Below are 18,390 nucleotides of genomic sequence, written 5' to 3'. Positions count from 1 at the left end.
GCCGGCCCCGGAACCCGCCGGGACCACCCCGGCCGGGCCGGCCGCGCCGGTTCTGGGGTTCCGTGAGCTGAGCGAGCGCGTGATCGCGTCCGTCGCCGACCGGTACCCGTGGCTGCACCGCGTGCTGATGGGCATGCTGGCCGTGTTCACCGGCACGTGCGTCGTCGCCGTCGTGTCCCGGCTGTCGCCGTTGCCGCTGATCCCGGTGCCGTTGTTCGTCGTCGCGGCCTACGGGCTGCGGCAGGCCCGCGGCGTGACCGAGCGGCGTCAGCTGTTCAACTGGGTGCTGCTGTTCGCCCTGGCGACCCTGGTCGGCTTCTGGCTGATCTCGGTCGTCGGCCGTTGGGTGGAATGAAGTCCCGACGTCCGGAGGGTTTGAGGCCGTCGGCGGTGGGGTAAGCCACTCGGGTGGTAGATGCCCTCAGACCGTTCCGGCATCCGGCACTCTTCTATCGCGGTGACACCGAGTACCTCGATGGTGTCATTCCCTTCCTGCTCGAAGGTCTCGACCGAGGTGAGCCCGCGGCCGTCGCCGTCCCCGGCGGCAACCTGCTGCTGATCGAGAAGGCCCTGGAAGACCGGGCCGGTGAAGTGCGCTTCATCGACATGCACCGCGCGGGCCGCAACCCGGGCGCGATCCTGCCGTCGGTGCTGCACGCCTTCGCGGAGGAGCACGACGGCCCGGTGCGCATCGTGGGCGAGCCGATCTGGGCCGGCCGCACGGACGCCGAGTACCCGGCGTGCGTGGTGCACGAAGCCCTGATCAACAACGCCTTCGCGGGCCGTGACCTGGCGGTGCTCTGCCCGTACGACGTCGGGGCGCTGCCCCCGCCGGTCCTGGCCGACGCCGAGCGCACCCACCCGGAGTTGTGGGGCCTGGCCGGCCCGTTCATCAGCCCGCGCTTCGACCCCGACGGTGTCCGCGCGGACTCCACCCGGCCGCTCGAACCGCCGGCGGGTGCGGTGGAGCGTGGGTTCGACCTCGGGCAGCTGGCGTCGCTGCGCGGCTTCGCGGAGATCTGGGCCGCGCGCCACGGCCTCCGCCGGCCCCGCCGCGACGACTTCGCACTGGCGATCGCCGAGCTGACGACGAACAGCGTCCTCTACGGCGGCGGCACCGGAGTGCTGCGGTTGTGGGCGGAGGCGTCCCAGGTGGTCGGCGAGGTGAGCGACACCGGCACGATCACCGAACCCCTGACCGGCCGCATCCCACCCCCGGCGGCCACCCCCGGCGGCCGCGGCCTCCTCCTGGTGAACCGCCTGGCCGACCTGGTCCGCACGTACTGGGTCCCGGGCCGCACGACCACCCGCATCCACTTCACCCGCTGAGCGCGCGGCCGTGTCGTCCGGCCGGGTACGGCGTCAGGCGGCGCGGGGGACGTGCTTGCCGAGGAAGCTGATCAAGCTGGGCACCACCGTGCGGTTGAACGGGTCGCCGTGCTTGCCGTGGGCGGTGTGGGCGACCGCCGGGTGGGCGGCCTCGATGTAGCGGCGGACGCCGGTGATGAACGAGTCCTCCGTGCCGCACCAGATGCCGTTGGCCACGCCCTTGGTCTCGTCGATGTGGCGCAGCGGGTCCAGCGCCGTCCAGTCCTGGATGCCGGTGAAGATGTGGCGCTTGGCCATCTCCGGCCACGACGTGATCAGCGCCGGGGCCAGCGTCGCGACGGCGGCGGGCGGCTGGCGCCGTTCGACCCGGCGGCGGGTGTACACCAGCGCGCCGAACCCGCCCATCGACATGCCCGTGCACGCGAACGGCTGGCCGCTCGGGCCGGCGAAGCCGCGGGCGCGCAGCCACTGCGGGACCTCCTCCAGCAGCATGGCCATCGGGTCGTCGCCCGGGTGGACCTCGTGCCAGTAGTTGTCGCCGCCGTCGACGGCCACGAAGCCGAACGCCGGGACCGCCTTGCGGGCGACGTCGCTGGCGAGCTGCTTGAGCGTGCCGGTGGGCACGGCGCTGCGAGCGTTGCCGTGCAGGCCGTGTAGCGCCAGCGACATCGGCAACCCCTTCGGCGGGGTCTTCGACGGCAGGATGAACACCAGGTCGACCATCCGGCCGCGCGCGGCGGAGTAGACGCGCTCGACCCGCGTGCTGCCCAGCTGGGTCGTCGGGTTCGACGACGTCACGCCGAGCGTCCGCTGCAGGGCCTGGCTGAACGGCAGCTTGCCGGTCGCGGTGCCGACCGCCAGCCCGGTCACGGCCAGCCCGGACGCGCCCGCGATCAGCGCCGACCGGCGGCTCATCCACCGCCGGGCGCCCTGGACCGCCTCGACGACCGCTCCGGCCGGCTCCGCGTCCCCGTTGTGCTCGTTCACCCTGTCTCCGTCCCCCTGGCCCCTCGATAAGGACGCCGCGCACCCGCTCCGCGTTCCCTCGCGCCCCTGTTCACCGGGTTATTCGTTATCACCCTGCCCGGCGTTTCCGGTTCTCGCCCGCCAAGCCGCCTTCGCGGCCTCGGCCGAGCGCCCGGCCCGGTCCACAGTGTCCCCGAGACCGACCGCCATGGTGATCCCGAGGGGGATCAAAATGTGGTTTATGCCCTGTTCACCGGGGCCGAAGTGACCCGACGCCTCCAGTGTGACGAATCCGTGCAGCGCGCTCCAGAGCTGGGCGGCGGCCTGGTACTCGTCGACGGGCCGGAACCGGCCGGCCGCGATCGCCCGCGCGGTCGCCCGGACGATGTGGGTGAACGCCTCCAGCCCCTCCTGGGCGGCTTCGCGGCCTTCCTCCGTGGTGAGGTCGGACAGCGTCGCCCGCTTGCCGCCGGGCGCGGACTGGCCGAACGTCACCGCGAACAGCTGCGGCTGCTCGGCGACCGCCTGCCGGTAGGTGCGGGCCATGCTGAAGATGTCCGCCACCGGGTCGTCGGTCTCTGCGACCTGGGCCAGCCATTCCGACAGCCGCAGGAACCCGGCCCGCGCAACCTCGTCGACCAGCGCCGACATCCCGCCGAAGTGGGTGTAGACGGCCATCGTCGAGACGCCGACCTCGGCCGCCAGCTTGCGGGCCTGCAGGGCTTCGGGGCCGTTCTCGTCGAGCAGGCGGATGGCGGCCTCGACGAGCCGGACCTTCACGTCGGTCGCGCGCGGTTTGGGGCTCATGCTTGCCAGTATCCCATAACCCTGTTATACCTGGAATCATAACCAAGTTATGGAGGGGTCGCATGGGCAACAAGTTCCTCGAGGGCAACTTCGCCCCCGTCAGCCGGGAGCACACGATCACCGACCTCGCCGTCACCGGCCGGATCCCGGAGTTCCTCGACGGCCGGTACCTGCGCAACGGCCCCAACCCGCTGTCCGAAGTGGACCCGGCGGCCTACCACTGGTTCATGGGCGACGGCATGGTGCACGGCGTGCGCCTGCGCGACGGGAAGGCCGAGTGGTACCGCAACCGGTGGGTCCGCAACCCCGCCGTCGCCGCGACGCTGAACGGCGAGGACGCGAGCCGGTTCTGCGGGCTGGACGCGCTCAGCGCGAACACCAACGTCATCGGCCACGCGGGCAAGACCCTCGCCCTGGTCGAGGCGGGCGCGCCGATCTACGAGCTGACCGACGAGCTCGACACCGTCGCCCGCTGCGACTTCGACGGCACGCTCCCGGGCGGCTACACCGCCCACCCCAAGCGCGACCCGCGCACCGGTGAGCTGCACGCCGTCTCGTACTTCTTCGGCATGGGGAACAAGGTCCAGTACTCGGTGATCGACCCGGCCGGGCGCGCCCGCCGCACGGTCGACGTCGAGGTCACCGGCTCGCCGATGATGCACGACTTCTCGCTGACCGAGCACCACGTCGTCTTCTACGACCTGCCGGTGACGTTCGACGCCGAGGCGGCGGTGGCCGCCAGTGTGCCGGCCGCGCTGCGCACCCCGGCTAAGCTGGTGGTGTCGGCCATGGTCGGCAAGGTCCGCGTGCCGGACCCGGTGACCGCGATGATGGCGGGCAGGATCGGCGCGAACGGCGGCCTGCCGTACCGCTGGAACCCGAAGTACCCGGCGCGGATCGGGATCATGCCGCGGGAGGGCGGCAGCCGGGACGTCCGCTGGTTCGACGTCGAGCCGTGCTACGTTTTCCACCCGCTCAACGCCTACGACGACGGCGACAGCGTCGTGCTGGACGTCGTCCGCCACCCGAAGATGTTCGCCACGCAGCTGCACGGCCCGGACGAGGGCGGCCCGACCCTGGACCGCTGGACGGTCGACCTGGCGGCGGGCAAGGTGGTGGAGGAGCGCCTCGACGACCGGGGCCAGGAGTTCCCGCGCGTCGACGAGCGCCTGGTCGGCCGCCGCCACCGCTACGGCTACGCGATGTCGGCCGACGGCGGCGCCGAGCCCGGCGGCTCCCTGTTCAAGCACGACTTCCACACGGGCGCCCGCGACGAGCGCGCGTTCGGCGCGGGCCGCCAGCCGGGCGAGTTCGTGTTCGTCCCCCGCCACGACGACGCGGCCGAGGACGACGGCGTCCTCCTGGGCTTCGTCTTCGACCCGGCCACCCAGCGCAGCGACCTGACGATCCTGGACGCGGAGACGCTGGCGACGGTGGCGGCCATCCACCTGCCGGACCGCGTCCCCAACGGCTTCCACGGCAACTGGGTGCCGGTCGGCTAGGTCAGGATGCGGTGGTCCCCGGTGTAGAGGTTCATCGAGTCACCGCGCAGGAAGCCGACCAGGGTCATGCCGTTCTCCTCGGCCAGCTCCACCGCCAGCGATGACGGCGCCGACACCGCGGCCAGCAGGCCGATGCCCGCCATCGCGGCCTTCTGGACCAGCTCGAACGACGCGCGTCCGGACACCAGGAGGCCGTGGTCCGGCGCCGGGATGCGCCCCTCGAGGACCGCCCAGCCCAAGACCTTGTCCACCGCGTTGTGCCGGCCGACGTCTTCGCGGACGACGGCCAGCGATCCGTCCGTGCTGAACAGCGCCGCCGCGTGCAGGCCGCCCGTGCTGGCGAACACCTTCTGGCGGGCGCGCAGCGAGTCGGGCAGGCCAGCGAGCACCGAGCTCTTCACCGTGAACGCCGCCGACGCGGGGGAGAAGCGCGTGCGGAGCTTGACCGCGTCGAGTGCCGCCTTGCCGCAGACCCCGCAGGACGACGTCGTGTAGAAGTTGCGCTCGACCCCGGTGTCCGGTGGCGGGACGCCGTCGGCCAGGGCGATGTCCAGCACGTTGTAGGTGTTGCGGCCCTGGTCGTCGACGCCGTCGCAGTAGCGGGCGACGGCTACATCCGAACGCCCGCCGATCACGCCCTCGGACAGCAGGAAGCCGTGGGCCAGCTCGACGTCGTGCCCGGGGGTGCGCATCGTGACCGCCAGCGCCCGGCCGCCGACCCGCAGCTCCAGGGGCTCTTCGGCGGCCAGCGCGTCGGGGCGGCGCCGGTCCCCGGTCGCGGAAATCCGCCGCACCGGCCTGCGCACGGTCACCCTGCCCATCAGCACACCCTTCGCTGCCCGAAAGTTCGACACTCGTATGGTGCAACACCGGTGATTTAGTAATACATTCCCACCATCATCCCCAGAATACGGAGGGAACCGATGGCTCTCGGCTTCCTGGACCGATCCCGGATCGTGGCACCGCCGAGCTGGACGCGCTGGCTGGTGCCGCCGGCGGCCCTGTCGGTACACCTGTCGATCGGGCAGGCCTACGCGTGGAGCGTCTTCAAGACCCCGCTCGAGAAGACGATGCACCTCAACGGCACGCAGAGCTCGCTGCCGTTCCAGCTCGGCATCGTCATGCTCGGCCTGTCCGCCGCGTTCGGCGGCACGCTCGTCGAAAAGAACGGCCCGCGCTGGGCGATGTTCGTGTCGATGTGCTGCTTCGCCAGCGGCTTCCTCATCTCCGCGCTCGGCGTGGCGACCGGGCAGTTCTGGCTGGTGGTCGCCGGCTACGGCGGGGTCGGCGGCATCGGGCTCGGCATCGGCTACATCTCGCCGGTGTCGACGCTGATCAAGTGGTTCCCGGACCGGCCGGGCATGGCCACCGGCATCGCGATCATGGGCTTCGGCGGCGGCGCGCTGATCGCCTCGCCGTGGTCGTCGTCGATGCTCGGCACCGCGCCGACCACGAGCACCATCGCGACGGCGTTCCTGGTCCACGGCGTCGTCTACGCGGTCTTCATGTCGATGGGCTGGCTGCTCGTGCGGGTGCCCGCCGACGACTGGAAGCCCGTGGGCTGGGAGCCGAAGACGGACCACGGCAAGGCGATGATCAGCACGGCGAACGTCTCGGCCGCCAACGCGATCAAGACGCCGCAGTTCTGGTGCCTCTGGGTCGTCCTGTGCTTCAACGTCACCGCGGGCATCGGGATCCTGGAGAAGGCGTCCCCGATGATCGTGGACTTCTTCAAGAACACCTCCACCCCGGTCGGCACGGCCGCGGCGGCCGGGTTCGTCGCACTGCTGTCGCTGTGCAACATGCTCGGCCGGTTCGTCTGGTCGTCCACTTCGGACCTGGTCGGGCGCAAGAACATCTACCGCACCTACCTCGGTGTCGGTGCGCTGCTGTACCTGGTGATCGCGCTGACGCAGAACTCGTCGAAGCTCGTGTTCATCCTGTGCGCGATGGTGATCCTGTCGTTCTACGGCGGCGGGTTCGCGACCGTCCCGGCGTACCTGAAGGACCTCTTCGGCACCTACCAGGTGGGCGCGATCCACGGCCGGCTGCTCACCGCGTGGTCGGTGGCGGGCGTGCTCGGCCCGCTGATCGTCAACCGCATCGCCGACGGCGAGAAGGCGGCGGGCAAGTCCGGCCCGGACCTCTACACGACGTCGTTCTACATCATGATCGGCCTGCTCGTGGTCGGCTTCGTGGCCAACGAGCTGGTCCGCCCGGTCAAGGAGAAGTTCCACGAGCCGGTCCCCGCGGCCGCGAGGAGTGAGGCGTGATGAGCGAACCGTCGGCGAACCCCAACCGGATGCCGTTGATCGTACTGGCCTGGGCGTGGGTGGTGATCCCCTTCGGCTACGGCGTCTACCAGCTGTTCCTGAAGCTGGTGCAGCTGTTCGGATGAGCAGGGGAGTTCTCGTCACCGGCGCGTCCCGCGGGATCGGGCGCGCGGTGGCCACGGCGTTCGCGGCGCGCGGTGACCGAGTGGCCGTCCACTATGGACACCGCGCCGCCGGCGCCGAGGAGACGCTGGAAGCGCTCCCCGGCGAAGGGCACGTGCTGATCGGCGGTGACCTGGCCGATCCCGAGACGGTCGGCAAGATCGCCGATGCGGCCGAAGCCGGGCTCGGCGGCGTCGACGTCCTGGTCAACAACGCCGCCGTCGCGACGTCGGCCGAGACCGCGCACCCGGTCGCCGGAGTGTCCTATGCGGACTGGCAGCGGATCTGGCGGCGCACCCTCGACGTCAACCTCGCCGGCGCCGCGAACCTCAGTTACTGCGTCGCCCGGCACCTCATCGGGCGCGGGGCGCCGGGCCGGATCGTCAACATCGGGTCACGCGGGGCGTTCAAGGGCGAACCCGACCACCCCGCGTACGGGGCGAGCAAGGCCGCGTTGCACGCGCTCGGCCAGTCACTCGCCGTCTCCCTCGCACCCCACGGCATCTCCGTGACGTCGGTGGCACCCGGCTTCACCGCCACCGAGCGGGTCGCCGACCGGATCGACGACACGCTGCGCGCGCAGAGCCCGTTCGGGCGGGTCGGCACACCCGAGGAGGTCGCCGCGGCCGTCGTCTACCTGGCCTCGGCCGAAGCGACCTGGGCGTCCGGGACGATCCTCGACCTCAACGGAGCCTCGCACCTGCGGATGTGACCTGGCTCTCACCCGTGCAGCGGTGTCGGGGGTGTGGGCGTCGAGGAGGCGTGCATGTACTGGGGAAGATCGCCGTCGCCGGGCTGGCCCTCGTCGTGTTCGGCGGCACGGCGTACGGCTACGTGAACCTCCGCGCCCTCGACCAGGTGTCGCGCGACAGCGTCATCGACGCGGACGGCGAGACGAAGCCGGGTGAACAGCCCGCCGACGGCTCGCTCGACATCCTGCTGGTCGGCCGGGACTCCCGCAGCGACAACCAGGGCAATCCGCTGGCCCCGGAGGTGCTGCGCGAGCTGCGGGCCGGCGCCAACGGCGACGACCTCACCGACACCCTGATCGTGCTGCGGATCCCGAACGGCACGAAAGAGGTGAAAGCGTTCTCCATCCCGCGGGACAGCTACGTCTCGATGCCGGGCGGGAAAGGCAAGATCAACGCCGCGTTCGGGCGGGCCAAGGCCGCCGAAGCGGGGCGGCTGCGCAAGGCGGGGGAGACCGACAAGAAGAAGATCGACCAGGCCGCGCTCACCGCCGCCCGGCGGGCGACCCGCCAGGCGGTCGAAGGCCTCACCGGCGTGAAGATCGACCACTTCGCCGAGGTCAACCTGCTGAGCTTCTCCGAGATCAGCAAGGCCGTCGGCGGCGTCGACGTCTGCCTGAAGAAAGCCACCGCGGACAAGAACTCGGGCGCGGACTTCCCGGCCGGCCCGCAGCGTGTCGCGGGCGCGGACGCGCTCGCCTTCGTCCGGCAGCGCGACGGCCTCCCGGGCACCGACTTCGCCCGCGTCCGGCGCCAGCAGGTCTTCCTCGCCGGGCTGGCCCGGCAGGTGCTCTCGGCGGGCACGCTGGCCGATCCGGGCCGGCTGTCCGACCTGATCGAGGCCGTGAAGCGCTCGGTGGTGCTGGACGACTCGTGGAATCTGCTCGACTTCGTCGGGCAGATGCGCGGGGTCAGCGGCGGCGGGATCCAGTTCGCGACGATCCCGGTCGTCAACGTCGACTACCGCTACGACTCGGCCAACCCGCGGGCGACGGCGGTCCAGGTCGACCCGGCCGCGGTGAAGGCCTTCGCGGCGGGCCTGATCGGCAGCGCCGCGCCCACCGCCCCGGGGACGTCGGCGCCGGCCGCGGCGGTCACCGTCGACGTCTCCAACGCGAGCTCGAAGGAAGGCCTCGCGGCCCGCGTGGCGGGCGTCCTGCGCGAGAAGGGGTTCACGGCGAGCCCGGCGGGCAACGCCGCCTCCCGGCGGACGTCGCTGGTGCGGTTCGGTCCCGACCTGGCCGGGCGCGGCGCCGAGGTGGCGAAGGCGCTGGGCGGGCTGACGACGCAGCAGGCGGCGTCGGTGCCGGCCGGCCACATCGAGGTGGTGCTCGGGTCGGTCTACTCCGGTCCCGGCGCGGCCGCGGGCGGCGGCGCGCCCGGCGGTGCCTCGGACGAGCCGATCACGTCGAACGGTGTCGTCTGCGTGGATTGAGCCACCGGTGAATTGATCGACGGCGAAGTACCGTATTTTCCGTCGAATCCCTGAAATACGCGAGGAATTCCCGAGATCACGGTTCGACTGGACCACGGTGGACCAGCCGGGTCAGTGGTCTTGACGCTGCCGCGCTGGTGAGGCAGGGTGCGGTGACCGTCGGCGGACAGGACCTCGTGACGGCGGAAAGCTCACCCGATCGGTGGGTGATCTTGGAAAACCGATGTCAGGGAATACGGAAAGTCCGGAATTTATGCGCAGCAGCGTCGCCCGGGGCGGGTGGATCTTGCCCGTCCTCGCTTCAGCCGTTCTTTGTGCCGGGTGCCAGTCGGCGTCCGCTTCGGTGCACTACCCGGGCGCGATCGACGCCTGCCGGCTGCCCGGGCCGAACGCGGAGCAGCAGCTCGCGCCGGGAACCGTCGAGATCCCGGTCGACTCGGTGAAGGCCGCCGAGTCCAAGGTCATCCCCGACGACCACGCCAGCGAGGGCAACGAGGTCACCACCTGCCGCAAGCTGTACGCGCGCGACCTCGGCGGCGGCAAGCCGAACCTGCAGGACTACCGGGTGATCACGATCGCCGTCGTGCGGTTCACGCAGTCCGATGCGGACGAGGCCGCCGCCAAGGCCAGCCAGCTGATGACCGACGCGCTCGGCGACCACTCGGGCGTCCGGCTCGTCACCGGGGTCGGTGACGAGGCCGGCTTCTCCGAGCAGTGGGCCGCCGTGCGGACCGGGAACGTCGTGCTGGGCCTGGCCATCGCCGACGGCGGGACCGAGGCCGCGCTGATCCCGCCCGCGACGCTGGACAGCGTGCAGGCCGTGGCCACGGACATGACCGGCACCCTGCAGAAGGACTTCCAGGGCTGATCAGGGCCGGGGTTCGAGCCGCACCACGATCGCCTTCGACACCGGCGTGTTCGACTTGTCCGCCACCGAGTCCAGCGGCACCAGCGCGTTCGCCTCCGGGAAGTACGCCGCCGCGCAGCCGCGCGCGGTCGGGTACGCGACGACCCGGAACGCCGGCGCCCGGCGGTCACCGTCCCGCCACTCCGAGACCAGATCGACCTCGGCGCCGTCGGCCAGGCCGAGCGCCGCGAGGTCGTCCGGGTTGACCAGCACCACGCGGCGGGCGTTCTCGATCCCGCGGTAGCGGTCCGAAAGCCCGTAGATCGTGGTGTTGTACTGGTCGTGGCTGCGCATGGTCTGCAGCAGCAGCCGGCCCTCGGGCGCCTGCGGGTACTCCAGCTCCGAGACGGTGAAGTTGCCCTTGCCGTTGGCGGTCCCGGTGAACTCGCGGGAGTCGCGCGGGGCGTGCGGCAGCACGAAGCCGTCCGGCTCGCGGACGCGGCGGTTGTAGTCCTGGCAGCCCGGCACCACCCGCGAGATCCGGTCGCGGATCAGGTCGTAGTCGGTCTCGAACGTCCGCCACGGCACCGCGTGCCCCGCGCCGAACAGCGTCTCGGCCAGCCGGCAGACGATGGCGACCTCCGACAGGAGGTGCTCGCTCGCCGGCTTGAGACGCCCGCGGGAGGTGTGCACTTGCGACATCGAGTCCTCGACCGTGACGAACTGCTCGCCGCTCGCCTGGACGTCCCGCTCGGTGCGGCCGAGCGTCGGCAGGATCAGCGCGGTACGGCCGTGGACGACGTGGGACCGGTTCAGCTTCGTCGAGACGTGCACGGTGAGCGCGCACGACCGCAGGGCCTTCTCGGTCAGTTCCGAGTCCGGCGTCGCGGAGGCGAAGTTGCCGCCGACGGCGAAGAACACCTTGCCGCGGCCGTCGCGCATCGCCCGGATCGCGTCGACGGTGTCGTAGCCGTGCTCGCGCGGGACCTCGATGCCGAACTCGCCGGCCAGGGCGTCCATGAAGGACTGCGGCATCTTCTCCCAGATGCCCATCGTCCGGTCGCCCTGGACGTTCGAGTGCCCGCGCACCGGGCACAGGCCGGCGCCGGGCTTGCCGATCATCCCGCGCATCAGGGCGAGGTTCGCGATCTCGGAGATCGTCGGCACCGCGTGCTTGTGCTGCGTCAGGCCCATCGCCCAGCAGTAGATGGTGCGCTCGGAGGAGGCGATCATCCGGGCGACGCGCTCGATCTGCGTGCGGGGGAGGCCGGTCGCGCGTTCGATCTCCGGCCAGTCGATCTCCCGCAGGTGCTTGGCGTAGTCGTCGAAGCCCTCGGTGACCCGGTCGACGAACTCGCGGTCGACGATCGCGCCGGGCGCCTCGGCGTCCCAGGCCAGCAGCAGGTGCCCGACGGCCTGGAACAGCGCGAGGTCGCCGCCGAGGCGGACCTGGGCGAACTCGTCGGCCAGCGGCGTGCCCTTGCCGACGACGCCGCGGACGTTCTGCGGGTTCTTGAACCGCATCAGCCCGGCTTCGGGCAGCGGGTTCACGGCGATGATCTTCGCGCCGTTGCCCTTGGCCTCCTCGAGCGCCGAGAGCATCCGCGGGTGGTTGGTGCCCGGGTTCTGGCCGACGACGACGATCAGGTCGGCCTTGTGGATGTCGGCCAGGCTCACCGAGCCCTTGCCGACGCCGGTGGTGGCCGACAGCGCCGCGCCCGAGGACTCGTGGCACATGTTGGAGCAGTCGGGGAGGTTGTTGGTGCCGAAGGAACGCACCAGCAGCTGGTAGAGGAACGCGGCCTCGTTGCTGGTGCGGCCGGAGGTGTAGAAAATCGCCTCGTTCGGGTCGGTCAGCGCCTTGAGCTCGCCCGCGACCAGCTCGAACGCGGCGTCCCAGGAGATCGGCTCGTAGTGCGTGGCGCCTGCGCGCAGCACGAACGGCTCGGTGATCCGGCCCTGCTGGCCCAGCCAGTAGTCGGTCTTGGTCGCCAGCTCGCCGATCGGGTGCCGCGCGAAGAACTCGCGGTCCACCCGCCGTTTCGTGGCTTCCTCGGCGACGGCCTTGGCGCCGTTCTCGCAGAACTCGGCCAGCTTGCGCTTCTCGCCGTCGACTTCGCGCGGTTCCGGCCACGCGCAGCCCGGGCAGTCGAAGCCTTCCCGCTGGTTCAGCAGCCGCAGCGCCTTGATCGTCCGGCCGGTGCCCATTTGCTCGACGCTGCGCGCGAGCGACACGGCGACACCGGGTATCCCGGCCGCCCAGCCCTTCGGCTTGCCCACCTCGAGGCGGGTTTCGTCCACGTCCTGCGCCGGCGCTTCACGGGTCATGCACCCATCGTGCGCCTCGATGATCGCGCGCGCTAACAGGGGTCAGCGTTCGGCCGTCCGCAGCCCGCGGTCGGCGACGGTGACCACCAGCAGCAGCGCGCTGATGACGACCAGCGCGACGGCCAGCCGGTGCAGGCCGGCCGAGTCCGCGTGCGGGCCATAGCAGAGCGCGATGAGCGTCGAGGCCACGATCGCGCCGAGGTACTGGGCCGTGCGGAATAACCCGCTCGCGGTGCCCATCTGCTCGGCGGGTGCCTCGCGGTAGAGCGTCGTCTGGTTCGCGACGCTGGTCAGGCCCTGGGCGAGGCCGAACAGCGCGGCCAGGGCGAGCAGCGCGCCGACCCAGGTGCCGTCGTGGACGAGCAGCAGCAGTGCCGAGCCGCCGGCCAGGGCCACCGCGACGGTGACCAGCCGCGCCTTGATGCCGGACGCGCGCCCGGAGAACGCCGCGGCGCAGACGGCGGTGCCCGACATCGGCAGCAGCATCAGCCCGGCGGCCTCCTCCGACAGCTGCCGGGCGGTCTCCAGCCACTGGACGTACCCGAACATGATCGCGTAGATGGCCATGAAGCTCAGCGCCTGCCGCAGGTACGTCCGCAGGATCGCGCTGTTGGCGGCGAGCATCCGCAGGTCGAGGAACGGCGTGTCGCGCCGGAGCTCGACCAGCGTGAAGGCGGTCCCGAAGGCGGCGACGACGGCGAGCAGCCAGACCTCGGCGCCCGGGTCCATCAGGAAGAACAGGAGGGCGAGCAGGGTCGCGGAGAACAGCGCGATGCCGAGCACGTCGATCCGGGTGGCCGTGCGCTCGCCGCGGTCGTCCTTCGGCACCCACACCCACGCCAGCACCAGCGACAACCCGGCCAGCGGGATGTTCACGGCGAAGATCGCCGGCCAGCCGAAGAGCCCGATCAGCACCCCGCCGAGCGTCGGGCCGATCACCATCACCGTCTGCGCGGACATCGACAGCACCGACAGCACCCGGGCGGGGACGCCCTGGCCGCTCGCTTCGGCGTGGTGGCGCAGCACGGCCATCGCGGCCGGGAACCCGGCGCACGTCCCCAGGCCGAGGACCACGCGCACGCCGGTCAGCCAGCCGACGGAGATCGGCATCAGGCCCGCGATCCCGGCGACGATCACCAGGGTCGCGCCGCCGAGCAGGACGCGGCGGGCGCCGTGCCGGTCGACCAGCAGGCCGACCACCGGCTGCCCGACCGCGGTGGCCAGGTAGAGCGCGGAGATCAGCCAGGCGGTCTGGCCGGGGCCGGCGCCGAAGCTCTGGCCGATCGGCACGAGCGCGACGGCGATGAGCGTGGAGTTGATCGGGTTGAGCACCGCGCCGGCCACCAGCGGGGTGACCAGGCGGGCGCCGAACTTGGCGGGGGCGATGACGGTGCTCGTGAGGAACTCCTTCAGTGTTCGGCGACGCGCTGCAGCAGCGGCAGGGCGCGCGTGATGACGTCGAGCTCGGCGGGGGACAGTTCGTCCAGCAGGGCCTGGGCCAGCCACTCGTCGCGGTGCTGCTGGATGCCGCGCACGGTGTCGCGCCCGGCGTCGGACAGGCCGATCACCACCCGCCGCCGGTCGCCCGGATCGGGTGCGCGGGTGAGGTAGCCGAGCTCGTCGAGGACGCCGAGGGTGGCGGCCATCGACTGCTGCCGCACGTGCTCGGCGGCGGCGAGCTCGCCCTGCGTGGCCGGACCCTCGCGGAGGAGCCGGTGGAGCACGGCGGACTGCGACGGGGTCAGGACCCCGGCGTTGTCGACGTGGCGGAGCCGCCGGTGCAGCTGCCCGACGACCCCGCGGATCCAGCCCGCGCTCTCGGCGACATGCGGAGGTACTTCGCCCATGTACACAGTTTAACTGTGCAGTCCGGACTGTGCATCTCGGCTCGGTTCAGCCGGGGCAGCCGTCGATGGTCGGGACCGGGTACTTCGGGTCGTAGTAGCCGGGCGCGTCCTGGTGGCCGGACGCGGGAACGGGCGACGGCGGGTTCGCGTAGCCGGGCGCCAGGTAGCCCTCCTCGGCGGCGGCGCAGCCCACCGACGAGTACGCGATGGAGGCGCTGTCGAGCCACAGCCCCCGACTGCTCTTCTCGAACGACGAACCGCTCCGGACGACGTACGTCTCGTCACGGCGTTCGAACGTGACGATCTCGGCGGGGCTCCTGAGCTCCTTGGGGTGGGCGTGGTCGAAGGCGTAGGCGATCGTGTACTTCGCCTCGACGACCAGCTCACCGGGCTTGGCGCCGGCGCGCGCGGCGAGCGTGCCGAAGGCGCGGGGGCCCGCGTCGAGCAGGTGGTACCCGTCGGCGATCTCGGTGAGGTACGCCGCGAAGCCGCCCTTGTCCTTGTCCGGCTTCTTGGCCAGCTCCGGGAGGATCTGGTCGCGGTCGTCGGGCGCGAACAAGGCCGCATACGCCTTGCCGTCGTGCCCGGTCAGGACCGCCGGGTCGAGGTGCGCGGCGGTGATGGCCTGCTTGACCTTGGCGTACGCGGCACCGACCGCGTCGGCCTTGAAGGCACCGACGGCGGCCGCGGCGGGGGACGTGATGCCGTCCACACCCTTGGGCCAGACGTCGGCGGGGGTGTGCGTGTAAGGCCGGGCCAGGTCGACCGGGGCGACGTCCGGCACCGACGTCGGGTCCGGCGGTCCGGCGTCGTGGGCGGGCCGGCGGCCGATCAGCACGATGGCCGTGGTGGTCACGGCGAGGACGAGCAGGAAGACGGCGAAGACCCACCAGCGGCGGCGTGGGCCGCGCGAGGCGCGTTTCTGCTGCTTGCGGAACTGCTTGCGGTCTTTCTTCGCGCCCAGCCACGCGTCGGTCTGCGCGTGCTTGCGCCAGTCCGGGTCCATCAGGTCCGGGTGCGATTCGAGCAGGTTGTCCTCGTCCACGTGCGTCCCCCCAAGGCCGACGTCTGATCATCGACGCCGGGGGACGGGTGTTACCCGAAATACGCGAATTCGTTGACGCCGACGCCCTGCAGCTGGTGCACGATGATCGCCGCGGCGACCAGCCCGACCACGATGAGCAGGGCGAGCACGCCCGGCCAGCGGCTCTGCCCCGGCTGCTGGTACCCGCCCGCCCGGCGCTCGCGCTTGCGGCGCTTCTTGAGGTCCTTCTTCGCGCCCAGCCAGGCGTCCCGGGCGGCGTACTTCTGCCAGTCCGGGTTCATCAGGTCCGGGTGCGTCTCGAGGCGCCGGTCGTCCGGATCCTGCGGCTGCTGAGGCTCTGCCATCCCGAGTGCCTTCCCCCTGGGTGACCCGCCGTGACGGGTTCGTAGACTTGTCCATTGTGACCGAGAACGCTCCGCAGCAGACCACCGACCTTCCGGGTGCCTGGGACCCGGCCGCCGAGGAAGCACCGATGTACGACCGCTGGGTAGCGGCCGGGTACTTCACGGCCGACGCCTCGTCGGGGAAGCCGCCGTTCTCGATCGTACTGCCGCCGCCGAACGTAACCGGTTCGCTGCACATGGGCCACGCCCTCAACCACACGTTGATGGACGCGATGAGCCGCCGCCGCCGGATGCAGGGCTACGAGGTGCTGTGGCTGCCGGGCATGGACCACGCCGGCATCGCGACGCAGAACGTCGTCGAGCGCCAGCTGGCCGGCGAGGGCCTCTCCCGCCACGACCTGGGCCGCGAGAGGTTCGTCGAGCGCGTCTGGGAGTGGAAGGCCGAGTACGGCGGCAAGATCCTCGGCCAGATGAAGCGCCTCGGCGACGGCGTCGACTGGTCGCGCGAGCGGTTCACCATGGACGAGAACCTGTCGAAGGCCGTCCAGACGGTGTTCAAGAACTTCTTCGACGAGGGCCTGATCTACCGGGCCGAGCGGATCATCAACTGGTGCCCGCGCTGCCAGACGGCGCTGTCGGACATCGAGGTCGACCACAACGACGACGACGGCGAACTCGTGTCGATCCGCTACGGCGACGGCGACAACGCGATCGTGGTCGCGACCACCCGCGCGGAGACGATGCTGGGCGACACCGCGGTCGCCGTCCACCCGGACGACGAGCGGTACGCGCACCTGGTGGGCACCGAGGTCGAGCTGCCGCTGACCGGCCGCCGCATCCCGATCGTGGCCGACAAGCACGTCGACCCGGAGTTCGGCACGGGTGCGGTGAAGGTCACCCCGGCGCACGACCCGAACGACTTCGAGATCGGCCGCCGGCACGACCTGCCGATGCTGACGATCATGAACGAGCGCGCGGAGATCACCGCGCCCGGGCCGTTCGAGGGCCTCGACCGCTTCGAGGCGCGCCCGGCGGTCGTCGCCGCGCTGCGGGAGGCCGGCCGGATCGTCGCGGAGAAGCGGCCGTACGTGCACGCGGTCGGGCACTGCTCGCGGTGCGACACGGTGGTCGAGCCGCGGCTGTCGCTGCAGTGGTGGGTCAAGGTCGAGGAGCTGGCCAAGCTGGCGGGCGACGCGGTCCGCGACGGCCGCACCAAGATCCACCCGCCGGAGCTGGGCAAGCGCTACTTCGACTGGGTCGACAACATGCACGACTGGACGATTTCGCGTCAGCTGTGGTGGGGCCACCGCATCCCGGTGTACTACGGGCCGGACGGCGAGGTCGTGTGCGTGGGCCCGGACGAGCAGCCGCCGACGGGTGAGGGCTGGACGCAGGACCCGGACGTGCTCGACACGTGGTTCTCGTCGGGCCTGTGGCCGATGTCGACGCTGGGCTGGCCGTCTTCTTCGGAAGACCTGGCCAAGTTCTACCCGACGAGCGTGCTGTCGACGGGCTACGACATCCTGTTCTTCTGGGTGGTCCGGATGATGATGTTCGGCGTGCACCAGATGCAGGGTGCGCAGCCGTTCGACCACGTGTACCTGCACGGCCTGATCCGCGACGCGCAGGGCAAGAAGATGTCGAAGTCGCGCGGGAACGTGATCGACCCCCTGGAGTGGATGGACGCGTACGGCGCGGACGCCACCAGGTTCACCCTGGCCCGCGGCGCGAACCCGGGCGCGGACATGGCCCTGGCCGACGAGTGGGCGGCGGGCTCCCGCAACTTCTGCACGAAGCTGTGGAACGCGACGAAGTTCGCGATGATGAACGGCGCTTCGGTCGCTTCGCCGTTGCCTGCCGCCGCCGACCTGACGGAGGCGGACCGCTGGATCCTGGGCCGCCTGGCCGCGCTGGTGTCCGAAGTGGACGGCCTGTTCGAGGACTTCCAGTTCGCCAAGGTGGCGGGCGCGCTCTACCAGTTCACCTGGAACGAGCTGTGCGACTGGTACCTGGAACTGGCGAAGGTCCAGCTGTACCAAGGAGACTCCGCCCGCGTTTCCGCAACCCGCGCTGTGCTCGGGCATGTGCTGGACACGGTGCTCAGGTTGCTGCACCCGTTCATCCCGTTCATCACGGAGAAGCTTTGGACGGCGCTGACCGGCGGCGAGTCGTTGGTGGTTGCTCCGTGGCCTTCCGCTTCGTCGGGTTACGCCGACGCGGTGGCCGACGCGCGGATCGCGGACGTCCAGAAGCTGGTGACGGAGATCCGCCGCTTCCGGGCGGACCAGGGCCTGAAGCCGGGCCAGAAGGTGGCGGCCCGCTTGGCGGGTTACGAGGGCGGCCACGAACCGGCGATCCGTTCGCTGGTCCGCCTGACCGAGCCGTCTCCCGAGTTCGCGGCGAGCGCCTCCCTGGAGGTGGCCCTGGCGGCCGGGGTGGTGACGGTGGAGCTGGACCTGTCGGGAACGGTCGACGTGGCAGCCGAGCGCAAGCGTCTCCAGAAGGACCTCGCGGCGGCGGAGAAGGAGCTGTCGCAGACGGAGGCGAAGCTGGGTAACGAGGCGTTCATCGCCAAGGCCCCGGAGCAGGTGGTGGCCAAGATCAAGACCCGCAAGGAGACGGCGGCGGCGGACATCGACCGTATTACGGCCCGGTTGGCGGCTCTTCCGGCTTCCTGAGGTTGTGCACAGAGCCCGGCGCTCCTTCGCGGAGTGCCGGGCTTTGTCGTACCCCGGAGTGGGAAGCTGACCAGAATT

At 71.2% G+C, this 18,390-nt stretch carries 17 protein-coding genes; 9 read left to right on the top strand and 8 right to left on the bottom strand.

Annotated features, from left to right (window positions below; genetic code table 11):
- Both ACWEVN_RS21670 and ACWEVN_RS21665 read left to right on the top strand, forming a co-directional pair.
- On the top strand, window positions 1-355 hold a 355-nt coding region (locus ACWEVN_RS21670), incomplete at its 5' end, for a hypothetical protein (RefSeq protein WP_452052468.1).
- 53 nt (window positions 356-408) lie between these two features.
- The gene (locus ACWEVN_RS21665; RefSeq protein ID WP_452052467.1) at window positions 409-1,329 is read left to right on the top strand and encodes an anti-sigma factor RsbA family regulatory protein; all 921 of its coding nucleotides are present in this window, start codon (window positions 409-411) and stop codon (window positions 1,327-1,329) included.
- A 33-nt stretch (window positions 1,330-1,362) separates the two neighbouring features.
- On the opposite strand, the gene ACWEVN_RS21660 is transcribed toward ACWEVN_RS21665, so the two are convergent.
- Both ACWEVN_RS21660 and ACWEVN_RS21655 read right to left on the bottom strand, forming a co-directional pair.
- On the bottom strand, window positions 1,363-2,316 hold the full coding sequence (locus tag ACWEVN_RS21660; protein WP_452052466.1) for an alpha/beta hydrolase: 954 nt from the start codon (window positions 2,314-2,316) through the stop codon (window positions 1,363-1,365).
- A 78-nt stretch (window positions 2,317-2,394) separates the two neighbouring features.
- Complete coding sequence (locus ACWEVN_RS21655) at window positions 2,395-3,102, bottom strand: TetR/AcrR family transcriptional regulator (RefSeq protein ID WP_449683248.1); 708 nt, start codon at window positions 3,100-3,102, stop codon at window positions 2,395-2,397.
- 62 nt (window positions 3,103-3,164) lie between these two features.
- Here ACWEVN_RS21655 and ACWEVN_RS21650 point away from each other — a divergent pair, with 62 nt between their 5' ends.
- Window positions 3,165-4,604 (top strand): carotenoid oxygenase family protein, encoded by a 1,440-nt coding sequence (locus ACWEVN_RS21650; protein ID WP_452052465.1) that lies wholly within the window; start codon window positions 3,165-3,167, stop codon window positions 4,602-4,604.
- Here ACWEVN_RS21650 and fdhD read toward each other — a convergent pair.
- Window positions 4,601-5,425 carry a formate dehydrogenase accessory sulfurtransferase FdhD gene (gene fdhD / locus ACWEVN_RS21645; RefSeq protein ID WP_452052464.1) on the bottom strand — a complete coding sequence of 275 codons (825 nt, stop codon included), beginning with the start codon at window positions 5,423-5,425 and terminating at the stop codon, window positions 4,601-4,603. The genes ACWEVN_RS21650 and fdhD overlap by 4 nt on opposite strands.
- A gap of 102 nt (window positions 5,426-5,527) precedes the next feature.
- On the opposite strand from fdhD, the gene ACWEVN_RS21640 reads away from it, so the two are divergent.
- The 5 genes from ACWEVN_RS21640 to ACWEVN_RS21620 all read left to right on the top strand — a co-directional run bounded on the left by ACWEVN_RS21640 (window position 5,528) and on the right by ACWEVN_RS21620 (window position 10,091).
- The gene (locus ACWEVN_RS21640; RefSeq protein ID WP_449683245.1) at window positions 5,528-6,877 is read left to right on the top strand and encodes an L-lactate MFS transporter; all 1,350 of its coding nucleotides are present in this window, start codon (window positions 5,528-5,530) and stop codon (window positions 6,875-6,877) included.
- Window positions 6,877-7,002, top strand: coding sequence for an MFS transporter small subunit (locus ACWEVN_RS21635; protein WP_279629564.1), 126 nt, complete (start codon window positions 6,877-6,879; stop codon window positions 7,000-7,002). The genes ACWEVN_RS21640 and ACWEVN_RS21635 overlap by 1 nt, the downstream gene beginning before the upstream one ends.
- Window positions 6,999-7,751 carry an SDR family NAD(P)-dependent oxidoreductase gene (locus tag ACWEVN_RS21630; RefSeq protein ID WP_452052463.1) on the top strand — a complete coding sequence of 251 codons (753 nt, stop codon included), beginning with the start codon at window positions 6,999-7,001 and terminating at the stop codon, window positions 7,749-7,751. The genes ACWEVN_RS21635 and ACWEVN_RS21630 overlap by 4 nt, the downstream gene beginning before the upstream one ends.
- 50 nt (window positions 7,752-7,801) lie before the next feature.
- Window positions 7,802-9,223, top strand: a complete 1,422-nt coding sequence (locus tag ACWEVN_RS21625; RefSeq protein ID WP_452052462.1) for an LCP family protein — start codon at window positions 7,802-7,804, stop codon at window positions 9,221-9,223.
- Window positions 9,224-9,566: 343 nt separating this feature from the next.
- A complete protein-coding gene (locus tag ACWEVN_RS21620; protein ID WP_449683242.1) occupies window positions 9,567-10,091 on the top strand; it encodes a hypothetical protein in 525 nt (174 codons plus the stop codon).
- On the opposite strand, the gene ACWEVN_RS21615 is transcribed toward ACWEVN_RS21620, so the two are convergent.
- The 5 genes from ACWEVN_RS21615 to ACWEVN_RS21595 all read right to left on the bottom strand — a co-directional run bounded on the left by ACWEVN_RS21615 (window position 10,092) and on the right by ACWEVN_RS21595 (window position 15,634).
- Window positions 10,092-12,398, bottom strand: a complete 2,307-nt coding sequence (locus ACWEVN_RS21615) for an FdhF/YdeP family oxidoreductase (protein WP_452052461.1) — start codon at window positions 12,396-12,398, stop codon at window positions 10,092-10,094.
- Between the two features lie 42 nt (window positions 12,399-12,440).
- Entirely contained in the window at window positions 12,441-13,742 is a 1,302-nt protein-coding gene (locus ACWEVN_RS21610; RefSeq protein WP_452052460.1) for an MFS transporter, read from the bottom strand.
- A gap of 65 nt (window positions 13,743-13,807) precedes the next feature.
- Window positions 13,808-14,245, bottom strand: coding sequence for a MarR family winged helix-turn-helix transcriptional regulator (locus ACWEVN_RS21605; protein WP_449683239.1), 438 nt, complete (start codon window positions 14,243-14,245; stop codon window positions 13,808-13,810).
- A 46-nt stretch (window positions 14,246-14,291) separates the two neighbouring features.
- A complete protein-coding gene (locus tag ACWEVN_RS21600) occupies window positions 14,292-15,290 on the bottom strand; it encodes a hypothetical protein (protein WP_452052459.1) in 999 nt (332 codons plus the stop codon).
- Between the two features lie 50 nt (window positions 15,291-15,340).
- Window positions 15,341-15,634, bottom strand: coding sequence for a hypothetical protein (locus tag ACWEVN_RS21595; RefSeq protein ID WP_310972297.1), 294 nt, complete (start codon window positions 15,632-15,634; stop codon window positions 15,341-15,343).
- 56 nt (window positions 15,635-15,690) lie between these two features.
- On the opposite strand from ACWEVN_RS21595, the gene ACWEVN_RS21590 reads away from it, so the two are divergent.
- Window positions 15,691-18,312, top strand: a complete 2,622-nt coding sequence (locus ACWEVN_RS21590) for a valine--tRNA ligase (protein ID WP_449683237.1) — start codon at window positions 15,691-15,693, stop codon at window positions 18,310-18,312.
- The last annotated feature ends 78 nt before the right edge of the window (window positions 18,313-18,390 follow it).

The organism is Amycolatopsis sp. NPDC003861, assembly GCF_053605405.1.
This window is presented reverse-complemented; position numbering and strand designations above follow the sequence as displayed.